Origin of the sequence: Baaleninema sp., from assembly GCF_049974805.1 — a bacterium.
Classification (GTDB): domain Bacteria; phylum Cyanobacteriota; class Cyanobacteriia; order Cyanobacteriales; family Geitlerinemataceae; genus Baaleninema.
This window is the reverse complement of sequence record NZ_JBNGCO010000004.1, coordinates 13,435-29,888: the sequence shown is the minus strand read 5'-3', so window position 1 is coordinate 29,888 and position 16,454 is coordinate 13,435. Positions and strand designations below refer to the sequence as shown.

Sequence of the window (16,454 nt, the reverse complement as noted above, 5' to 3'; positions counted from 1 at the left end):
TTTTTATCCTTGACTTCGGCAATTTTTTCGGATAAGATAATCGTATTCTAAGATAATGGGATTGTGTCAACTAGCTTGATTTTTTAGTCAACTTTTTTGAACAATTCCATTTGAGACTCCCCGAACCCATCAAAAATAGAGAACCGCCGTTCGCCGTACAATAGGTCTTGGTATTATGCAAGACCCCGCGATCGCAATGGCAACAATTCTCAGAGACCTCAGTTATCGCCATCAGTGGCTCTACGACAGCATTTCCCGCACCGCCGCCCTCACCGTCGGCGGCGAAGAGCGATTTCGGACGCTACCGATGGCGGACTTACCCATTTCCCCCAAAAGCCGAGTATTAGACTTGTGCTGTGGCTGGGGTCAATCGACGAAATATCTGGTACAACAGTCTCAAGAGGTGATTGGATTAGACGCTTCCCCTCGATCGATCGATCGAGCCAAAGCCAACGTTCCCGAAGCCGAGTACGTCCAAGCCTTCGCGCAGGATATTCCCTTCGACGACAACAGCTTCGACGTAGTACATACCAGCGCCGCCCTCCACGAAATGGAACCCGAAACCCTCAATCGCATCGTCTGGGAAGTGTTCCGCATACTCAAACCCGGCGGCGTCTTCACCATCGCCGACTTCCACAAACCCACCAATCTCCTATTCTGGCCGGGATTAGCAGCATTTTTCTGGCTCTTTGAAACCGAAACCGCCTGGAAACTCCTAAAAATCGACTTACCCGGATTGCTCTCAGCCGTAGGCTTTCAGCGGTGCGATCGCCAACTGTACGCCGGAGGAAGTTTACAAATCATCCAAGCCTGGAAATGATGAGGAGATGAGGAGGTGATGGGATGATGAGCAGTGCGTGACGATGTATTGGTTTCACGTTTGACACCCGATTTTTTGTTCGCTGTTCCCTATGATTACTATGAAACTTCCCAAACTCGCAACCACAACCCTTCTCGCAACAGCCTGTTGGATAGCACCCGCCCGGGCTGAAAACATCGAACACCTGCAACAACTCCTCTCCACACAAAACTGTTCCGGGTGCGACTTGCGAAATGCGGGACTCGTTCACGCCAACTTAGCCGGGGCGAACCTCACCGGGGCGAATCTCATCCGCGCCAATCTCAGCCACAGCGACTTAACCGGGGCGGATTTAAGCGGCGCCAACCTCACCGGAGTCTCCCTCGTCGGCGCCAACCTTACCGGGGCGAACCTCACCGGCGCCAACCTCACCGGGGCGGATTTACGAGACGCATATTTAACAGACGTGCGATACGAAGGCGCCATTCTCAGCGGGGCGAACCTGCGAGGCGCTTACGGAATTCCCACTGTCGCCGTCACGCCCCAAGACTTGCTTTTGTGGGGCGGCGAAGAAGCCGAAAAAGGGAATTTCCAAGGAGCGATCGAATATTACACCCAAGCCATTAACCTACAACCCGAGTTTCCCCTCGCCTACCTCGGAAGAGCCGCCGCGCACAACCGCATGGGGAACGTCGAACAAGCCATCGCCGACGCCAGACGCGCCTCAGAAATCTATTTCCTGGCGGGAAACCAAGAAGGATACGAAACCGCCGAATTCTTCATCGCCGCCATCCAAGCCGAAGAAGAAGCCTACCAAGAAGCCCGCGAACGCGCCCGCAACGGCGATCTCGGCGGAAACCTCCTCAACGTCATTACCGGCGTCGGAAGCATCTTACTCCAAGGCTTCTTACCCTTTTTCTAGCCCCCATCATCCCATCACCCCATCATCTCCTCATCCTCGAACCAATCCAACGCGCGATCGCACAAAGTATTCGTCACGACACCGCGAACGCCGAGTTGTTTGAGCTGTTCCCAAATCTCGAGATCGTCGACAACCCACGCCAAAACCTTGATGTTTCTGGCTTTCGCATCTCCTACCAATCCCGGTTCCTCAAGTAACAGTGACGCCAAACCGGAAACGATCGCCTTTTTCTCAGACGCCAGCGGTAAACAGGCTTCAAACGCCTCCTCTGTCGCGACGAGGTAACACAGCCGTACTTCCGTCGATTCGGCGCGAAACCGCTCTAACAACGCAGGATCGAAAGAACAGATGTAACAGCGATCGAGCCATCCCCGCTCCCCCAGCAGCCGCAACAGTTTCTCGATGCGTTCGTCAGTCCACATCGGATGTGGCTTAATATCCAAATATAAAGCGTTCGGTATGTCCCAGATTGCATCGAGAGCTTCAGCTAAAGTGGGAATCCGTTCCTCTGCGAACTCCTCGTCAAACCAACTTCCCGCATCGAGATCCCGCAACTGACGCCAAGGGGTTTCGCTGACGTTTCCCCGCATCGGCGTCGTGCGATCGAGCGTTTCATCGTGAATCACAATCGGAACCCCGTCGCCGCTCAAACGCACGTCTAATTCGATCGAATCCGCCCCCGCGTCGAGCGCCAAATCAAACGCGGCTAACGTATTTTCCGGCGCGATCGCCGAAAAGCCCCGATGGGCGATAATTTCATAAGCCTCGATAGGGTCGTTCACAGTTCAATTCCTGACTTCTTTTGACAGCAATGGTACGATCGATCGAACGATACAAATCTTTACAGTTTTCAAAGACTTACTTGGAGATAAGCACAAAATCGTTTTTTTTGCAGTATCCCAAGTTACAAAACACTCCTGAAACCCAACAAAATCTCCATGCGCTATTTTATTTCCGCTTCTTTTATCGCCAGTACAGCTTTTCTAATAGGAAGCCTCACCCCTACCCTTCCCACCCTCGCCGTTGACGTTCCCGCCGCAGAAACCCAACTGGCGCGACGGGAAGGGGAAATCCGCATCACTCGCGACGCAGAAAACACCTACACCGCCGAAATTCTCCTCGATGCGTCAGCCGAAGAAGTCTGGAACGTCATCGCCGACTACAACAACTTCAGCAATTTTCTCCCCAACATCGTCTCGAGTAACGTTCTTGAAAGCGAAGGAAACCGCAGCGTTGTCGAACAAATCAGCGAACGTCGCGTATTGTTTATTAACGTGCGATCGCGCATCCGTACCGAAAACCTAGAAACCCAAAACCAGCGCATCGACTTTCGCCTCGTCGAAGGAGATCTCGCAAAACTCGAAGGTTCTTGGATACTCGAAACCGTCGCCGACTCGAACCATTTGCGCCTCAAACAAACCGTCAACGTTTCCCCCGAAGACGGAACCCCCGAAACCATCTTTTACGACATCTTCGAACAATCCCTCGCCGATACCCTCGAAGCCATTCGCGAGGAAGTGTTGCGACGACGGGGGTGATGATGGGATAAGGGGATGAGGGGATGATGGGATGATGAGATGATGAGATGATGGGATGATTTCTCAGTTTCAGGTTCGACACCGGATTTTTCAAGTCATGTACCCTACCACTGTTCCCCATTCCCTGTTCTCCTTGACATACTCGCCGCCTTAAAAGAGCGGCGATTCTCCAGACCTCACGGTTTGGGATTCCTAGTTCGTTGACAACCCTTACTATCCATCGTTGCCAATGAATACCAGAGGGGTTTATCTCCCTAGGCGTTTTCCCCATTGCAGAGGAGGTTTCGGTATGCCCTACCGTACCTGAGAATCCGCGAAAAAATTGGTTCTCTGTACTTGTTGCTTAGAGCTTTTACCTGCCCGAGCCTTCCCGAACAGAACCCACTAACTCTAGTTTTCAAGGTTCAGTTGCCTCGATTAGAGGCTCGGTTTTCAAACTGGTTGAATACCGCTCCAGTTTCTCCATTATAGCAGAGTCGCCCTGAAAGGGCGAGGCTTTAGACCCAAAATTTCTGGTAAAATGAACGATTGGAATCGACTGCGGGAGACGTTTCGACAGATTTGGGGATACGATGAGTTTCGCTATCCTCAAGGGGAAATTGTCAAGACGATTCTTCAGAAACGGGATGCCTTAATCGTACTTCCGACTGGAGGCGGAAAATCGATTTGTTTCCAACTTCCAGCGTTGTTACAAGATGGCGTGACGCTGGTGGTGTCGCCATTGGTGGCGTTGATGGAAAATCAAGTTACAGAATTGCGCGATCGCAACCTTCCCGCCGCGACACTTCACAGCGATCGATCGCGTTCCCAGAAAAAAGCCGTTCTCAACGCCTTGGAACACCAAAAACTGCGCTTGCTGTACCTCTCTCCCGAAACCCTCCTCAGTCGCCAAGTTTGGCAAATTCTCGCGCAACCGCATATCGACATCAACGGAATCATACTCGACGAAGCCCACTGTTTAGTCCAGTGGGGGGATACCTTTCGTCCAGCATACCGACGATTGGGAGCAGTGCGATCGACCCTCCTCAAAAACCGTCCGCCGAAAACCCGCATTCCCGTCGCCGCCTTTACCGCCACCGCCGATTCCACCGCACAGCAAACGATTCGAGAAGTGTTGAAACTGCGCCAACCCCAGCAGTTTTTACAAAACCCCTATCGTCCTAATTTATCTTTGCACCTGCGCCACACCTGCACGCCGCGCAACCGCAAACAGCAACTTCTCAAATTCCTGAAACAACATCCCCAGGAATCGGGAATCATCTACGCCAGAACCCGCCGCGACTGCGAGACGCTGGCGTATTGGCTACAACAACAGGGATTCGCTACCGCCGCCTATCACGCCGGATTGGGGTCGATCGATCGCCGCCAACTCGAGGCACAATGGTTAAACGGGCAGTTGCAGTTCGTCGTCTGTACCTCTGCCTTTGGCATGGGGATTAACAAACCCAACGTGCGCTGGGTGTTACATTACCAAGTTCCCGCCTTACTCTCAGAATACCTGCAAGAAGTGGGAAGAGCGGGACGTGACGGAAAGCCTGCTATCGCCGTTTCGATCGTCAGCGAACCCACCGGATGGCTAGATCCCAGCGACAAGCAACGCCAGCAGTTTTTCCGCGATCGCGAAACCGCGCAACTGCGACGCGCCAAACAGTTAGCCAAACAACTCCCCAAATCAGGGAATCTCGACGCCGTAAAAACGGAATACAAAGACGCCGAAATTGCCCTGTCATTGTTGCACAGTCGCGGACAACTCACCTGGCGCGATCCCTTCCATTACAAAATTCTCGACAGTACCCCGAACCCCGATTCCAACACCGACGCCATCCGAGAGATGCAACGGTATCTGCGAAGTCGTCGCTGTCGTTGGATGTTTTTACTGGAGGCGTTTGGCTTTGGGGAGGAGGCGAAACCCTGCGGGAAGTGCGATCGATGTCGGCGATAGTTCCGAAATCCATCTTCGGGGTGGCGATTCCCCAAATCTGATGTTTCTCTGAAACCCCGTAGCGTGACACGATAAGGCGGTTTCGCCGCTGCTCGATCGATCCCTCTCTCGAATGTTGACTTTTTATTCAATCTCAACCATACTGAAACAGATCCCAAAACAATCCCCATCTTCAAGGATTTGTCACAGCGTCGTCACAATTGGCGAGTAGGCTGGTGACAACTTCCTGATGGGAGACACCCCCCAGCCCTCAATCCCCCACTGTGTTATCGCCATGCAACTCACCCCCACGCGCCCCCTCACCCAGTTTCTGCGACAGGATTTGAACCTTTCCGAAGCGGAGATCGCTCTGGCGGCTCGTCACGCCCCCACCAAAGACCACCTGCCGATGGTACTGTGGCAGTACGGCTTAGTGAGCCTGAGCGAGTTAGAGCGCATTTGGGATTGGGAAAACGGCGACGCTTGAATCCGCCGCCACGCTGTTTACTGTTGATAATAGGGGAATTCACCAGAGATACACAGATAAAACAGAGAATACGGAGATTTTTGACCTTTTCAGTCAAAATTTTCGCGTTTCAAAGTGGTTTCCGGTCGATTTTGATAAAAAATTTCCGTGAGCCTATCGAGATGCAGTAGTAATATCAGCCCCCAACCAGGCTTGAAAATTCTTCGCCTGAGTCGAGGTGGGATTTTTCACCGGAACCACGCGATAGGTACTGGCTTGAGGTTCGGCGAGGGTAACAGACACCGTTTTCAGTTCGTCTTGATGGAAGATGCTGACGGAAATGGTATCGCCGGGATTATACTCTTTAAGTCGATCGTCAATCGAATCGCTGCTAACGCGGAAACCGTCAATAGCGAGGAGTTCGTCTCCCGCATCCAATCCCGCTTGTTGTGCCGGGGAACCGATTTCCACAAATTGAATCGCGGTACCGTTTCCGTTTCCGTTGAATCGCGCTCCCCAAAACGGCGGTTGTTTGGCGATATCTGTTTTCAAGCGCAAGCCAAAGGGTTCGAGATATTCCGCTAACGGTAAATCTTCGAGTCCGTAGATATAGCGATCGAAAAAGTCGTTTAAATCGCAACCTGCTACCAATTCAAAAGCTTCTTGAAGCTGTTCCGCCCGGTAACCGATTTCCGCTTTACCGAACTGCTGCCAAACCTGCTTCATCACGTCGTCGATCGAACGGGTATTTTGACTGCGTTGGCGAATCGTCAAATCCAACATCAACGATACCAACTCCCCTTTCAAATAATAAGAAATTTGCGAGTTGTCGCTGTTAGAATCCCGACGATATAGCTTAATCCAAGCGTCCCAACTGGATTCAGACAGGGGTTGAACCAAGCGTCCCGGCGTAATATAGAAACGAGACACATCTTTCGAGAGAATTTTTAAAAACGCTTTGGCGTCGTAAAGCTTCGACCAAAGCGGAATCAGCATATCGTAATAGCTGGTAACGCCTTCGCAGAACCACAGAGATGGCGTATAGTTTTCGGCCGTGTAGTCAAAGCGTTCTAAGGCTTTAGGGCGAATGCGTTTGACGTTCCACAGATGGAAAAATTCGTGGGCGACCAATTGTAAAAAGCGATTATAAGAATCAGGTTTTTGGAACCCCAAACGGGGATAGTTCAAGGAACAGGAATTTTTATGTTCCAAGCCACCGAAACCGCTTCCGGAAAGGTGTAAAATAAAGAGATAGCGATCGTAAGGCAAACCGCCGAAGAGGTCGGATTCCACGCGCACGATACGATCGATCTCGTCCACGAGGCGATCGATCTCCAGATTTCCCCGTCCCCAAACGACCAGTTCGTGAGGTTTGCCAAAAATCTCGAATTCCCGGCGTTCCTGAATGCCAATTTCAAAGGGACTATCGACTAACGTATCGAAATCCTCAGCAACAAACCTATTTTCAGCATCGGGAACCGGGGGAAGAGCCGTTGCGATTTGCCAATCCGAACGGGGCAGATCGATCGTCACTTCGATGGGTTTGTCCTCAAATCCCGGTATAAAAAAGAACGTCGCCGCCCCGTTAAAATAGCCGTGAGTGCCATCGAGGTGATTCGTGCGAACCGTCAGTTCGTTAGCGAACAGACGATACGACACCACAATATCTTCCGTCGCGTCCGTATCGATTTGCCATTGATGTTTCGAGACTTTGCGCCAAGAAAGTTGCGTTCCCTGGGGCGTTTCGGCGGCGAAATCCTGTAGGTTTCGGGCGTATTCCCGCACCAAATACGAACCCGGCGTCCACACCGGAAACGTCAAATCTAGCTGTTTAGCTTGCCATGACGACACCTGCAAGCGAATCTCGAACAGATGAGATTCGGGGTCGGACATGGCTACGGTATAGCTTAGCATCGCATTTGGGGTAGTTTCAGAAGTATTCGGTCGAGTCGGAATTGCTTGAGTCACGATCGATCTCTATATCAACACAGTACTGGCAACGCCATTAACACGACGAGTTGACTTTGCATTATCGAAAATTTTGGGTCTAAAACCCCGCCTTTCTGGGATCGCCTCAATTTCCCATATGTCCCGCTAAATGCGTCAGTTGCTTGAGGTTGACTAAATACATCCCTTGACTAGCTTCGTCGATTTCCACCCAGCCTTTACTAATGAGTTTGTCGGTAATTTTGCGGGCGTCCTCAGCAGAAATATCAGCGACATCGGCCAAATCCTTCAAATCGATGTTGTAAATTTTGCTGCCTTTTTCCGTACTCTCGCCGTAGCTTTCCGCTAGAGAAACCAACGTGCGGGCTAACTTAATGGCGGGGGGACGATTGCGGATTTGGAAACGAGCGTTGGTTTGACGCAGGCGACGCACCATCAACTGCAACATCCGGTGATGTAACTGTGCGTCCTTAAACAGGGTTTGAATGAAGCGTTGCGCCGAGACGCTGAGTAACTTCACGCTGGAGAGGGCGATCGCGTCGCTCGATCGCGGTGATTCGTCCAAAATCGCCATTTCGCCGAAGAAATCACCCGGTCCGAGAACGGCCAGGGTCACAGCATCATCACCGGAGAGGCGTCGGACTTTAACCCAACCGGATATGACAAAATAAACAGCGTTCCCCCAAGCGTCTTCCATCAACACAGCACGACCCGGAGGATATTCGTGTTCGTCAGCCACCGACAGCAGCCAATCGACTGTTTCGGGATTTGCCGCGTTAAAGAGGGGGAACAGCTCGCTAAAGGCTTCGCTTTGCATGAACTCGATCGAGAGATAGCCAATATCAGGGGTTACTGCCACAGATGCCGGGGATGTCTCCCGGCGCTCGAAAAACCTCAACCCCTACTTGATGATAATGCGACGAACCGCGATCGAGAGCAATACGACCAGATTCTTCAGAGTTGAAGAGATGATGAGGTGAGGAGATGATGGGATGATGAAGTAAATCTCCCCCTCTCCCCCTCTGCCCCTCTCAAATCACCCCAACAACAGGTCATCGAGGATGAGTTTGTTACTCTGAGAACCGATCGCAATCGATCGCGCTACACCGGAAAACGGCACCACTGCTGTTTCAAAGCGATTGTACGCTTGGGGAAACTCGCTCGCTGTCGTGGGGTCTAGGGTAATGGTGGCGAGAGGGGTTCCCGTACCGTTGGCACCGTCGAACACCGTCACCGTATGGTCGCGGAAGGGGGAAGCATAAGACAACGCCACCTGTCCCGTAAACCCTTGCGCCACGTCCACGACGATCGCATCCCCTTCCCCGTAGGTTAAAGCCGTGACGCCGCTGGGGGCTTCCTCGAAATTGCCGCCGAAGCCGTCTTCGATTCCCATTTCCTTCAAGCCGCAAGCACTCATGATTCCCAAGGCGTTTTCAGAAAAGGAAATGCCGCGATCGCCGTACAAATTCCCCACCGAGGTTAAATTATCGATGCCTTCAAAAGTGAGCAAACTGGGCAAATCGCTGCGATCGATCGTCAGAGTTGCCGCATCCTCGTCTCCCAACATCGCCCCGTTGGTGGGGTCGATCAGTGCCAACCGCACCGTTTCCGGCGGTTCCACCAGCAAATCATCGACAATCGGCAGTCTCACAATGCGTTCCGTTTCCCCGTCCGCGAAGGTGACTTGAATCGGCGTCGGGTCGAAATCCCCCGGCGCCGTCGCCGTTCCGTCACTGGCTACCAGCGTCACGCTAACCTCTCCAGTAGTCCCCCCTTCCCGCAAAATCTGAATTTCGGCGAAAGGGTTGCCATCTTCGGCAACGAAAAAGTTTGAACTCCCCAATAGTAGAGTTCCGACTTCTCCGTCTGGCGGTTCGGGGGGGTCTGGCGGTTCGGGGGGGTTGGGGGGGTCGGGGGGTTCCGTATCGTTATCGAAGACCACTAAAATCGCGGTGGATTGGCTTCCTAACATCGTTCCCGGGTTGGGATTGGTGAGGCCGAGGTTGATAGTTTCGGCAGATTCGACCTCGATATCATCAGCAATGGGAACGCGAATCGTTTTTTCCGTTTCCTGGGGGGCGAAACTGACCTCGATGGGGGTATTGTCGTAATCGGTGGGAAAGGTCGCCGTTCCGTCGTTGAGAACCACCGTCGCCGTGGAGGTTTTCTCCAAATTCCCCGATCGAACCACCGTGACGGCCATCGCCGCCGTTCCGTCTTCGTCGACCTCGAAAATCGACTGCGAAAACTCCAAGAGGGTATCGTCGTCGGTAATGACGATTTGGGCGCGATCGTCCTCTCCAGCGGTCACGTTTCCCGAAAAATCCACCAGTTGCAAGTTCACTGTTTCCAGGGGTTCCGGAAGACTGTCGTCATTAATGGGAATTTCGACAGTTTTCTCAGTGTCGCCGGCCTCGAACTCCACGGGAATCTGTTGTAGGGGATAATCTTCGGGAAACGTTCCCGTTCCGTCTGTGATTTGGATGGTGACGCTAAAGGGAACCTCTTCAACCCCCGATCGCAACAGCTTCACCTCAACCCCTCCCTCTTCTTCCTGAGTCGGCAGAATCGTTTCTGCAAACTCCACAGCGATGTCGTTATCGGCAATTTCCAACACCGCCGTTTGACGATCGCCCAAACTCGCCCCGCCGATGGGGTCGCTTAAGGTTAAATCGATCGTTTCTGTCTCTTCAAGCAGATCGTCGTCTGTAATGGGAATTTCGACGGTTTGCGTGGTTTCTGTGGGGTTGAAAAAGACGGCGATGGGGTTGGCTTCAAAATCCCCTAGGGTTGCCGAACCTTCACTCGGCCTAACCGTTACGCCGATGGTGTTGCCGCTGCTGATGTTGCGCGTCAGCGTTACCGCCATGACTGGGGTGCCGTCTTCTGTGACGCGAAATGTCGATTCGGTGAATTCCACCACGTCCAGTTTGACAACGAGGGTTTCGTCGATGGTGTCGGACACTTCGTCGTTAGAAATCAGTCGGACGAGGAGTTCTTGGGTGTCTCGAACCCGCACGACGGTGGCGAAGTTTTCGTCGTTGGGGGGAATTAGTTCTAAGTCGTCAACGGTTAAATCGCCGACGATTCCGAGGCGATCGCGTTCGGGATCGAAGTCGAGAACCACGTCGAAGTTCGCCAAACGAGGATCGTCATCGACGGGATCGTTGTCGTTCTCGGGGTCGAAAAATGGTTGCAGGAGAACGATGTCATCGCCATCTCCTGTGAAAATCAGATCCCGTCCGCCATCGCCGCTAAGGAGATCGTCTCCATCCTGGCCGAGAAGGGTATCTTGTCCGCTTCCGCCGCGAAGGATGTCGTCGTCGTCGCCTCCCTCTAAGCTGTCGTTGTCGAAGTCTCCGCGAAGGAGATCGTCGCCATCGAAGCCGATCAGGGTGTCGTCTCCGTCTAAGCCGGAGATCGCGTCGTCTTCTGAGGTGCCGGGGAGAAGGTTGCCACCGGCGTCAAGGGTGTCTTGAATGACGGCCATAGTCGCTCTGACTCTCTCAATTCGGGGTTTGCGATCGCTCTCGATAGATGCTCCCCTATCTGTTACAAACTATACCAAATTTTTTTTGGGGCGATCGGCATTCTTTATGTGAATAAATAAGCTCGATTTAAAATGAAGTAATTCGGGCAGTTTTTGGATTCGTTTTTTGGTTATTGAAGGAGATATTTAGCTTTTTTTAATAGGAATAATTTTGAATTGAAGTCAACAATCTTTCGTAAATGTTTTTATGGCAAGGATATCCTTTTTTACTCCTACTTTCAGGGTTTTACAATTCCATTCCATTAATTTAGCTTTTTTGTTAGTCTTACAGATTTTTAAAAATCAAGTAAAACCAATTTTAAAACATAAACAATCGAACTTAAATTGAATTGAAACTTAATTTCAAAACTTCGAGAAATTTCGCCAAAACTGAGAAAAATAAGCCAAGGTAGAGACGCACAAAAAGCACGCCTCTACAGACCGAGTCAGAGGTGTTGGGGGTAGCATACCCGACGACGACAGAGGCGAAAGAACGGCCTTCCGCTACCGCGATCGCACGAACTTTTCGAGGCGATCGAGCCCTTTTTCAATCGCCGCCATATCCGTGGCGTAAGACAACCGCAAACAAGTATCAGTACCGAAGGCGATACCAGGAACCGCCGCCACGTGGTATTCCTCCAGTAATCGATCGCAAAACTCCATCGACGACAACCCCGTACTGGCGATATCGATAAAAACGTAAAACGCGCCGTCAGGTTTCGGGGCGCTCAAACCGGGAATACTCGCAACGCGATCGAGAATATAGGCGCGACGTTTGGCGAAGCTCGATCGCATCTCCTCAATACATCCGGGAGATTGCGGCGACTGCAACGCAGCGAGGGCGCCGAACTGCGCGAACGTGCAAACATTGGAGGTACTGTGACTTTGCAGCGTACTCGTAGCTTTAATCAACTCCACCGGCGCCGCCAAATAGCCAACGCGCCATCCCGTCATCGAAAACGCCTTGGCGAAGCCGTTACTCGTAATCGTGCGATCGCGCAGTTCGGGACTCACCGCAGCGATACTCAAATGCTCCGCCCCATCGTAGAGAATTTTCTCGTAAATCTCATCGGAAATCACCCAAATTCCCGCCTCTCGAACCACCTCCGCCAAAGCGCGAATCTCCTCGGGCGTATACACCACCCCCGTGGGGTTGGAGGGAGAATTGAGAACGAACAACTTGGTTTTCGGACTAATGGCCGCTTTCAACCGTTCCGGCGTAATCTTAAACTGCGTCTCGGCGGTGGTGGACACGATAACCGGAACCCCTTCAGCGAGTTTCACTATTTCCGGATAACTCACCCAGTAAGGCGCCGGAACGATAACCTCATCACCGGGATCGATTAACGCTAAAATCGCATTGAACAGGGATTGTTTCCCGCCGTTGGTCACCTGAACGTTCTCGGCTTTGTAATCGATGTGATTGTCCGTCCGCAACTTTTCGGCGATCGCTTCGCGCAGTTGCAGTTCTCCGGCCACCGGCCCGTAACGGGTTTTCCCCTCGTCAAGCGCCTGTTTCGCCGCCTCGACGATATGCTTGGGGGTTCCGAAATCCGGTTCCCCCGCGCTGAAGCTGCACACATCGACCCCCTGAGCTTTCATGGCTTTCGCCTTGGCGGAAATGGCCAGGGTCATCGAGGGAGGAACTTGACCGACTCGTGCTGATATTTTCATCGAGATTAAATAAGTTGTTCGATACCCTACAGGTCTTAATTAGGGGAATTTTACCCCTAACCTCTCGATCGAAGCATATTCTCCATGTCAGATGACGGTGACATCTTCCCAAGATTGAGGCGATGATGAGAGAAAGACCCGAGAAAATTATTGGAGGATGGGATGCGGGCAGGAGGGAACGATCGCCGATATGGGTTTGCGCCACTTGGCTAAGGAAATTTCACATCGCATTCCGTTACGAACGGTTCTCGTCGTCCCTTTCGCGTTGCAAATTTTCGCAGCCGTCGGACTGACGGGGTATTTGTCGTTTCGCAACGGCCAACAAGCCATCGACGACATCTCCACCCAACTGCGGGACGAACTGACCGATCGCATCGAAGAACGGCTCGATCGATACCTGGAAGCCCCCCATCTCATCAACCAGCTTAACGCCCAAGCCTTTGAACTCGGGCAACTGGACTTACAAAACTTATCAGAACTCGATCGCTATCTGGCCCGGCGGATTCGCCTGTTCGAGAACGTCACTTACGTTTACTTCGGCAACCCCCAGGGCGAATTTAGCGGCGTCGAACGGGTACCTGACGGCTCGATTCGTATCGGCGTGTCCGGACGGAACGGCCCCGAGGACGATAACTTCTACACCTACGCCAGCGACGAAGAAGGAAACCGAGGAAAACAGCTCTCAGCGGTACCCGGTTACGACTTACTGACGCGACCCTGGTACGTGACCGCCGCCAACGCCGAAACCGCCGTTTGGGGGGACATTTACGTTTGGGCGGCGCCCTATGCCAATTTGGCGCTTCCGGCGGCGTTGCTGATTTACGATGACGACGAGTTCGTGGGGGTGTTCGCCGTGGATATTTCGCTCCTCGACATCAGCGATTTTTTACGAACTCTGGACATCGGACAAACCGGACAGACCTTTATTGTCGATTCCTACGGACAACTGGTCGCCACCTCCGTGGACGAACAGCCGTTTTCCCAACAGGGGGATACCCTAGAGCGCCTTTACGCCACCGCCAGCCAAAACGACCTCGTCAGCGCCACAGCCACCTATTTCCTCAGCGAATTCGGCAGTTTCGACGCCCTCGATACCCGCATCCAGCGCACCTTCGATTGGAAGGGAACCCGCCAGTTAGTCCAAGTGACGCCGTTTCGGGACGAATGGGGGTTGAACTGGTCGATCGTGGTGGTCGTCCCCGAGTCGGATTTTATGGCTCGCATCCACGCCAACACCCGCAATACCATCGTCCTCTGTACCGTGGCGCTGGGCGTATCGACCGGAATCGGGATTTTGACGGCGCGGTGGGTGGTACGTCCGATTCAACGACTCAACGAATCGGCTAAATCTCTATCTCGGGGAGATTGGGACGCCACCACCTACGATCGCCGAGTTCTACAGCGTTCCGACGAAATCGGACAACTGGCGCGATCGTTCGATCGAATGGCCGAGCAACTCCAAAGCTCTTTCGCCTCCCTGCAAGCCAAGAACGAGCAGATGAAACGGCTCGATCGCCTCAAAGACGAATTTCTCGCCAACACCTCTCACGAGTTGCGAACCCCCCTCAACGGTACTATCGGCATCGCCGAATCCATGCTCGACGGCGTAACCGGAACCCTCAACCCCGCGCAGCGGAAAAATTTAACGCTCATCGTTCAGAGTTGCTATCGCCTCACGGCTTTAGTGAACGACATTCTCGATTTTTCTAAACTCAAACATAAAGAAATCGAGCTGCAATGCAAACCCGTCGGCGTGCGAGAAATCGCCGATGCGATTCTCTCCCTTTGCGAGTCTTTGGTGGCGCGGAAAAACGTACAACTCGTCAACGCCATTTCTCCAGAACTTCCGTTAGCTTACGCTGACGAAAACCGCTTGCAGCAAATTCTTTACAATCTGGTGGGGAACGCTATTAAGTTTACTGAGGAGGGGTTTGTAGGGATTTCCGCCGAACGACTGGCTAACAGTACTGGGGAAGAAGGGGGATGTTTGGCGATTACTGTCTCCGATACGGGAATTGGGATGAAAGCGGAACAGCTCGATCGAATTTTCGAGTCTTTCGAGCAAGCTGACGGTTCTACGGCTCGCCAATACGGCGGAACGGGGTTAGGCTTGGCGGTGACGAAGCAACTGGTGGAGTTGCACGGCGGTACGATCGCCGTTAAATCCATTCGCGGTAAAGGGTCGCAGTTTACGTTTACTCTCCCCGTCGCCGAGACATCGTCACCGACGGACGAGGCGGTTTCTTCTTCCTGTCTGCTTCCCCTGTTGGCGTTGCGTTCCACCTTCGAGGCGGAGGAGGAAGAGGGTTCGTTTGATGAAACTCCCCTCAAGGGATCGATCGCCACCTACGAAAACGGACTGAGCTCGACCCGTAATGGAAATTTGAACGAACGGCGTTTTCACATTCTCATCGTGGACGACGAACCTATTAACCTTCAGGTTCTCATCAACCACCTCTCTCCGGAAAACTATCAAATTACTCAAGCCTCAAATGGCTTAGAAGCCCTCAAAATTATCGAAAACGGTTTGAACCCCGATTTGATTCTACTGGATGTCATGATGCCTAAAATGACGGGATACGAGGTGACGGCGAAACTTCGGGAGAAATACTCGGCGCACGAACTGCCTATTTTGATGCTGACGGCAAAAACTCAAGCTGAAGATATCGTGCAAGGGTTGAATTTGGGGGCGAACGATTATTTGACTAAACCCATTAATAAAAAGGAACTTTTAGCGCGTTTGAAGACCCATTTACGGCTGTCTCATTTGAGTTTGGCTTACGCGAAGTTCGTTCCCCATCAGTTTTTAGAACTTCTGCATAAAGAAAGTATCCTCGACGTCAAACTTGGGGATACGGTACAACAGGAAATGTCGGTGTTGTTTTCCGATATTCGTGATTTTACTCAATTGAGTGAAAGCATGACGCCAGAAGATAACTTTAAGTTTATTAACGGGTATTTGTCGCGCATGGAACCGGCAATCCTCGAAAACAACGGCTTCATCGATAAATATATCGGCGATGCGATTATGGCGTTGTTTCACGGTAGCGCTGATGATGCCGTACAAGGGGGAATTAGTATGTTAAAACGCCTCAATCGTTATAATAAAACGCGACGGCGCCCCGAACGTCCGGCGTTAAAGATTGGGATTGGAATTAATACGGGAATTTTGATGTTGGGAACTGTCGGCGGACAAAAACGCATGGACAGTACCGCTATTAGCGATGCGGTGAATTTGGCTTCGCGGGTGGAGGGGTTAACGAAGATTTATGGGGTATCGTTGTTGATTACCGATCGAACTTTTTCGCGGCTACAATCTCCTCAAGATTATTATATTCGCTTGGTCGATCGCGTGGCGGTGAAAGGTAAAACCGATCGCATCCCCGTTTTTGAGGTTTTCGACGCCGATCCCCCCGGGATTCGCGAGAGTAAAGCGAAGACGCGCACCCATTTCGAGCAGGCGTTGGTGTTGTTTCAACTGCAACAGTACGAAGAAGCCGAACAGTATTTCTCAGACTGCTTGCAACGCAATCCCAACGATAGCGTGGCCAAAATTTATTTGCAACGCTGTCACAGCCAAAAGTTAAGTTTGGGAAGTTAATTCGATCGGCTTGAAATAAAAGTCCGGCTATTCTGTGTTTAGGGTGATATCCGCATC

11 protein-coding genes are annotated in these 16,454 nt (G+C 52.0%); 6 read left to right on the top strand and 5 right to left on the bottom strand.

What is annotated here, in order from left to right; all coding sequences use genetic code 11:
* The first annotated feature begins 196 nt into the window (after nucleotides 1-196).
* Both ACP5D4_RS01630 and ACP5D4_RS01625 read left to right on the top strand, forming a co-directional pair.
* On the top strand, nucleotides 197-820 hold the full coding sequence (locus ACP5D4_RS01630; protein ID WP_428009872.1) for a class I SAM-dependent methyltransferase: 624 nt from the start codon (nucleotides 197-199) through the stop codon (nucleotides 818-820).
* Nucleotides 821-920: 100 nt separating this feature from the next.
* Nucleotides 921-1,721 (top strand): pentapeptide repeat-containing protein, encoded by an 801-nt coding sequence (locus tag ACP5D4_RS01625; protein ID WP_428009871.1) that lies wholly within the window; start codon nucleotides 921-923, stop codon nucleotides 1,719-1,721.
* A 14-nt stretch (nucleotides 1,722-1,735) separates the two neighbouring features.
* Here the strand turns inward: ACP5D4_RS01625 and ACP5D4_RS01620 are convergent, their stop codons facing one another.
* A complete protein-coding gene (locus ACP5D4_RS01620) occupies nucleotides 1,736-2,503 on the bottom strand; it encodes a glycerophosphodiester phosphodiesterase (RefSeq protein WP_428009870.1) in 768 nt (255 codons plus the stop codon).
* A gap of 156 nt (nucleotides 2,504-2,659) precedes the next feature.
* Between ACP5D4_RS01620 and ACP5D4_RS01615 the strand changes: the two genes are divergently transcribed.
* From ACP5D4_RS01615 to ACP5D4_RS01605, 3 genes are all read left to right on the top strand, one after another.
* Complete coding sequence (locus ACP5D4_RS01615; protein ID WP_428009869.1) at nucleotides 2,660-3,259, top strand: SRPBCC family protein; 600 nt, start codon at nucleotides 2,660-2,662, stop codon at nucleotides 3,257-3,259.
* 520 nt (nucleotides 3,260-3,779) lie between these two features.
* The gene (locus ACP5D4_RS01610) at nucleotides 3,780-5,201 is read left to right on the top strand and encodes a RecQ family ATP-dependent DNA helicase (RefSeq protein WP_428009868.1); all 1,422 of its coding nucleotides are present in this window, start codon (nucleotides 3,780-3,782) and stop codon (nucleotides 5,199-5,201) included.
* Between the two features lie 274 nt (nucleotides 5,202-5,475).
* On the top strand, nucleotides 5,476-5,667 hold the full coding sequence (locus ACP5D4_RS01605) for a DUF2949 domain-containing protein (protein WP_428009867.1): 192 nt from the start codon (nucleotides 5,476-5,478) through the stop codon (nucleotides 5,665-5,667).
* Nucleotides 5,668-5,820: 153 nt separating this feature from the next.
* Here ACP5D4_RS01605 and ACP5D4_RS01600 read toward each other — a convergent pair whose 3' ends face one another.
* From ACP5D4_RS01600 to ACP5D4_RS01585, 4 genes are all read right to left on the bottom strand, one after another.
* Nucleotides 5,821-7,614 carry a M61 family metallopeptidase gene (locus ACP5D4_RS01600; protein ID WP_428009866.1) on the bottom strand — a complete coding sequence of 598 codons (1,794 nt, stop codon included), beginning with the start codon at nucleotides 7,612-7,614 and terminating at the stop codon, nucleotides 5,821-5,823.
* Nucleotides 7,615-7,720: 106 nt separating this feature from the next.
* Nucleotides 7,721-8,410 carry a Crp/Fnr family transcriptional regulator gene (locus ACP5D4_RS01595; RefSeq protein WP_428009916.1) on the bottom strand — a complete coding sequence of 230 codons (690 nt, stop codon included), beginning with the start codon at nucleotides 8,408-8,410 and terminating at the stop codon, nucleotides 7,721-7,723.
* A gap of 219 nt (nucleotides 8,411-8,629) precedes the next feature.
* Complete coding sequence (locus ACP5D4_RS01590; protein ID WP_428009865.1) at nucleotides 8,630-11,083, bottom strand: Calx-beta domain-containing protein; 2,454 nt, start codon at nucleotides 11,081-11,083, stop codon at nucleotides 8,630-8,632.
* A 543-nt stretch (nucleotides 11,084-11,626) separates the two neighbouring features.
* A complete protein-coding gene (locus ACP5D4_RS01585) occupies nucleotides 11,627-12,796 on the bottom strand; it encodes a pyridoxal phosphate-dependent aminotransferase (RefSeq protein ID WP_428009864.1) in 1,170 nt (389 codons plus the stop codon).
* Nucleotides 12,797-12,953: 157 nt separating this feature from the next.
* On the opposite strand from ACP5D4_RS01585, the gene ACP5D4_RS01580 reads away from it, so the two are divergent.
* Entirely contained in the window at nucleotides 12,954-16,397 is a 3,444-nt protein-coding gene (locus ACP5D4_RS01580; RefSeq protein WP_428009863.1) for an ATP-binding protein, read from the top strand.
* The last annotated feature ends 57 nt before the right edge of the window (nucleotides 16,398-16,454 follow it).

Coding starts and splice junctions, on each gene's coding strand:
- ACP5D4_RS01630 (WP_428009872.1), top strand. CDS start 197: ATGGCAACAATTCTCAGAGACCTCAGTTATCGCCATCAGTGGCTCTAC.
- ACP5D4_RS01625 (WP_428009871.1), top strand. CDS start 921: ATGAAACTTCCCAAACTCGCAACCACAACCCTTCTCGCAACAGCCTGT.
- ACP5D4_RS01615 (WP_428009869.1), top strand. CDS start 2,660: ATGCGCTATTTTATTTCCGCTTCTTTTATCGCCAGTACAGCTTTTCTA.
- ACP5D4_RS01610 (WP_428009868.1), top strand. CDS start 3,780: ATGAACGATTGGAATCGACTGCGGGAGACGTTTCGACAGATTTGGGGA.
- ACP5D4_RS01605 (WP_428009867.1), top strand. CDS start 5,476: ATGCAACTCACCCCCACGCGCCCCCTCACCCAGTTTCTGCGACAGGAT.
- ACP5D4_RS01595 (WP_428009916.1), bottom strand. CDS start 8,410: ATGCAAAGCGAAGCCTTTAGCGAGCTGTTCCCCCTCTTTAACGCGGCA.
- ACP5D4_RS01590 (WP_428009865.1), bottom strand. CDS start 11,083: ATGGCCGTCATTCAAGACACCCTTGACGCCGGTGGCAACCTTCTCCCC.
- ACP5D4_RS01585 (WP_428009864.1), bottom strand. CDS start 12,796: ATGAAAATATCAGCACGAGTCGGTCAAGTTCCTCCCTCGATGACCCTG.
- ACP5D4_RS01580 (WP_428009863.1), top strand. CDS start 12,954: ATGGGATGCGGGCAGGAGGGAACGATCGCCGATATGGGTTTGCGCCAC.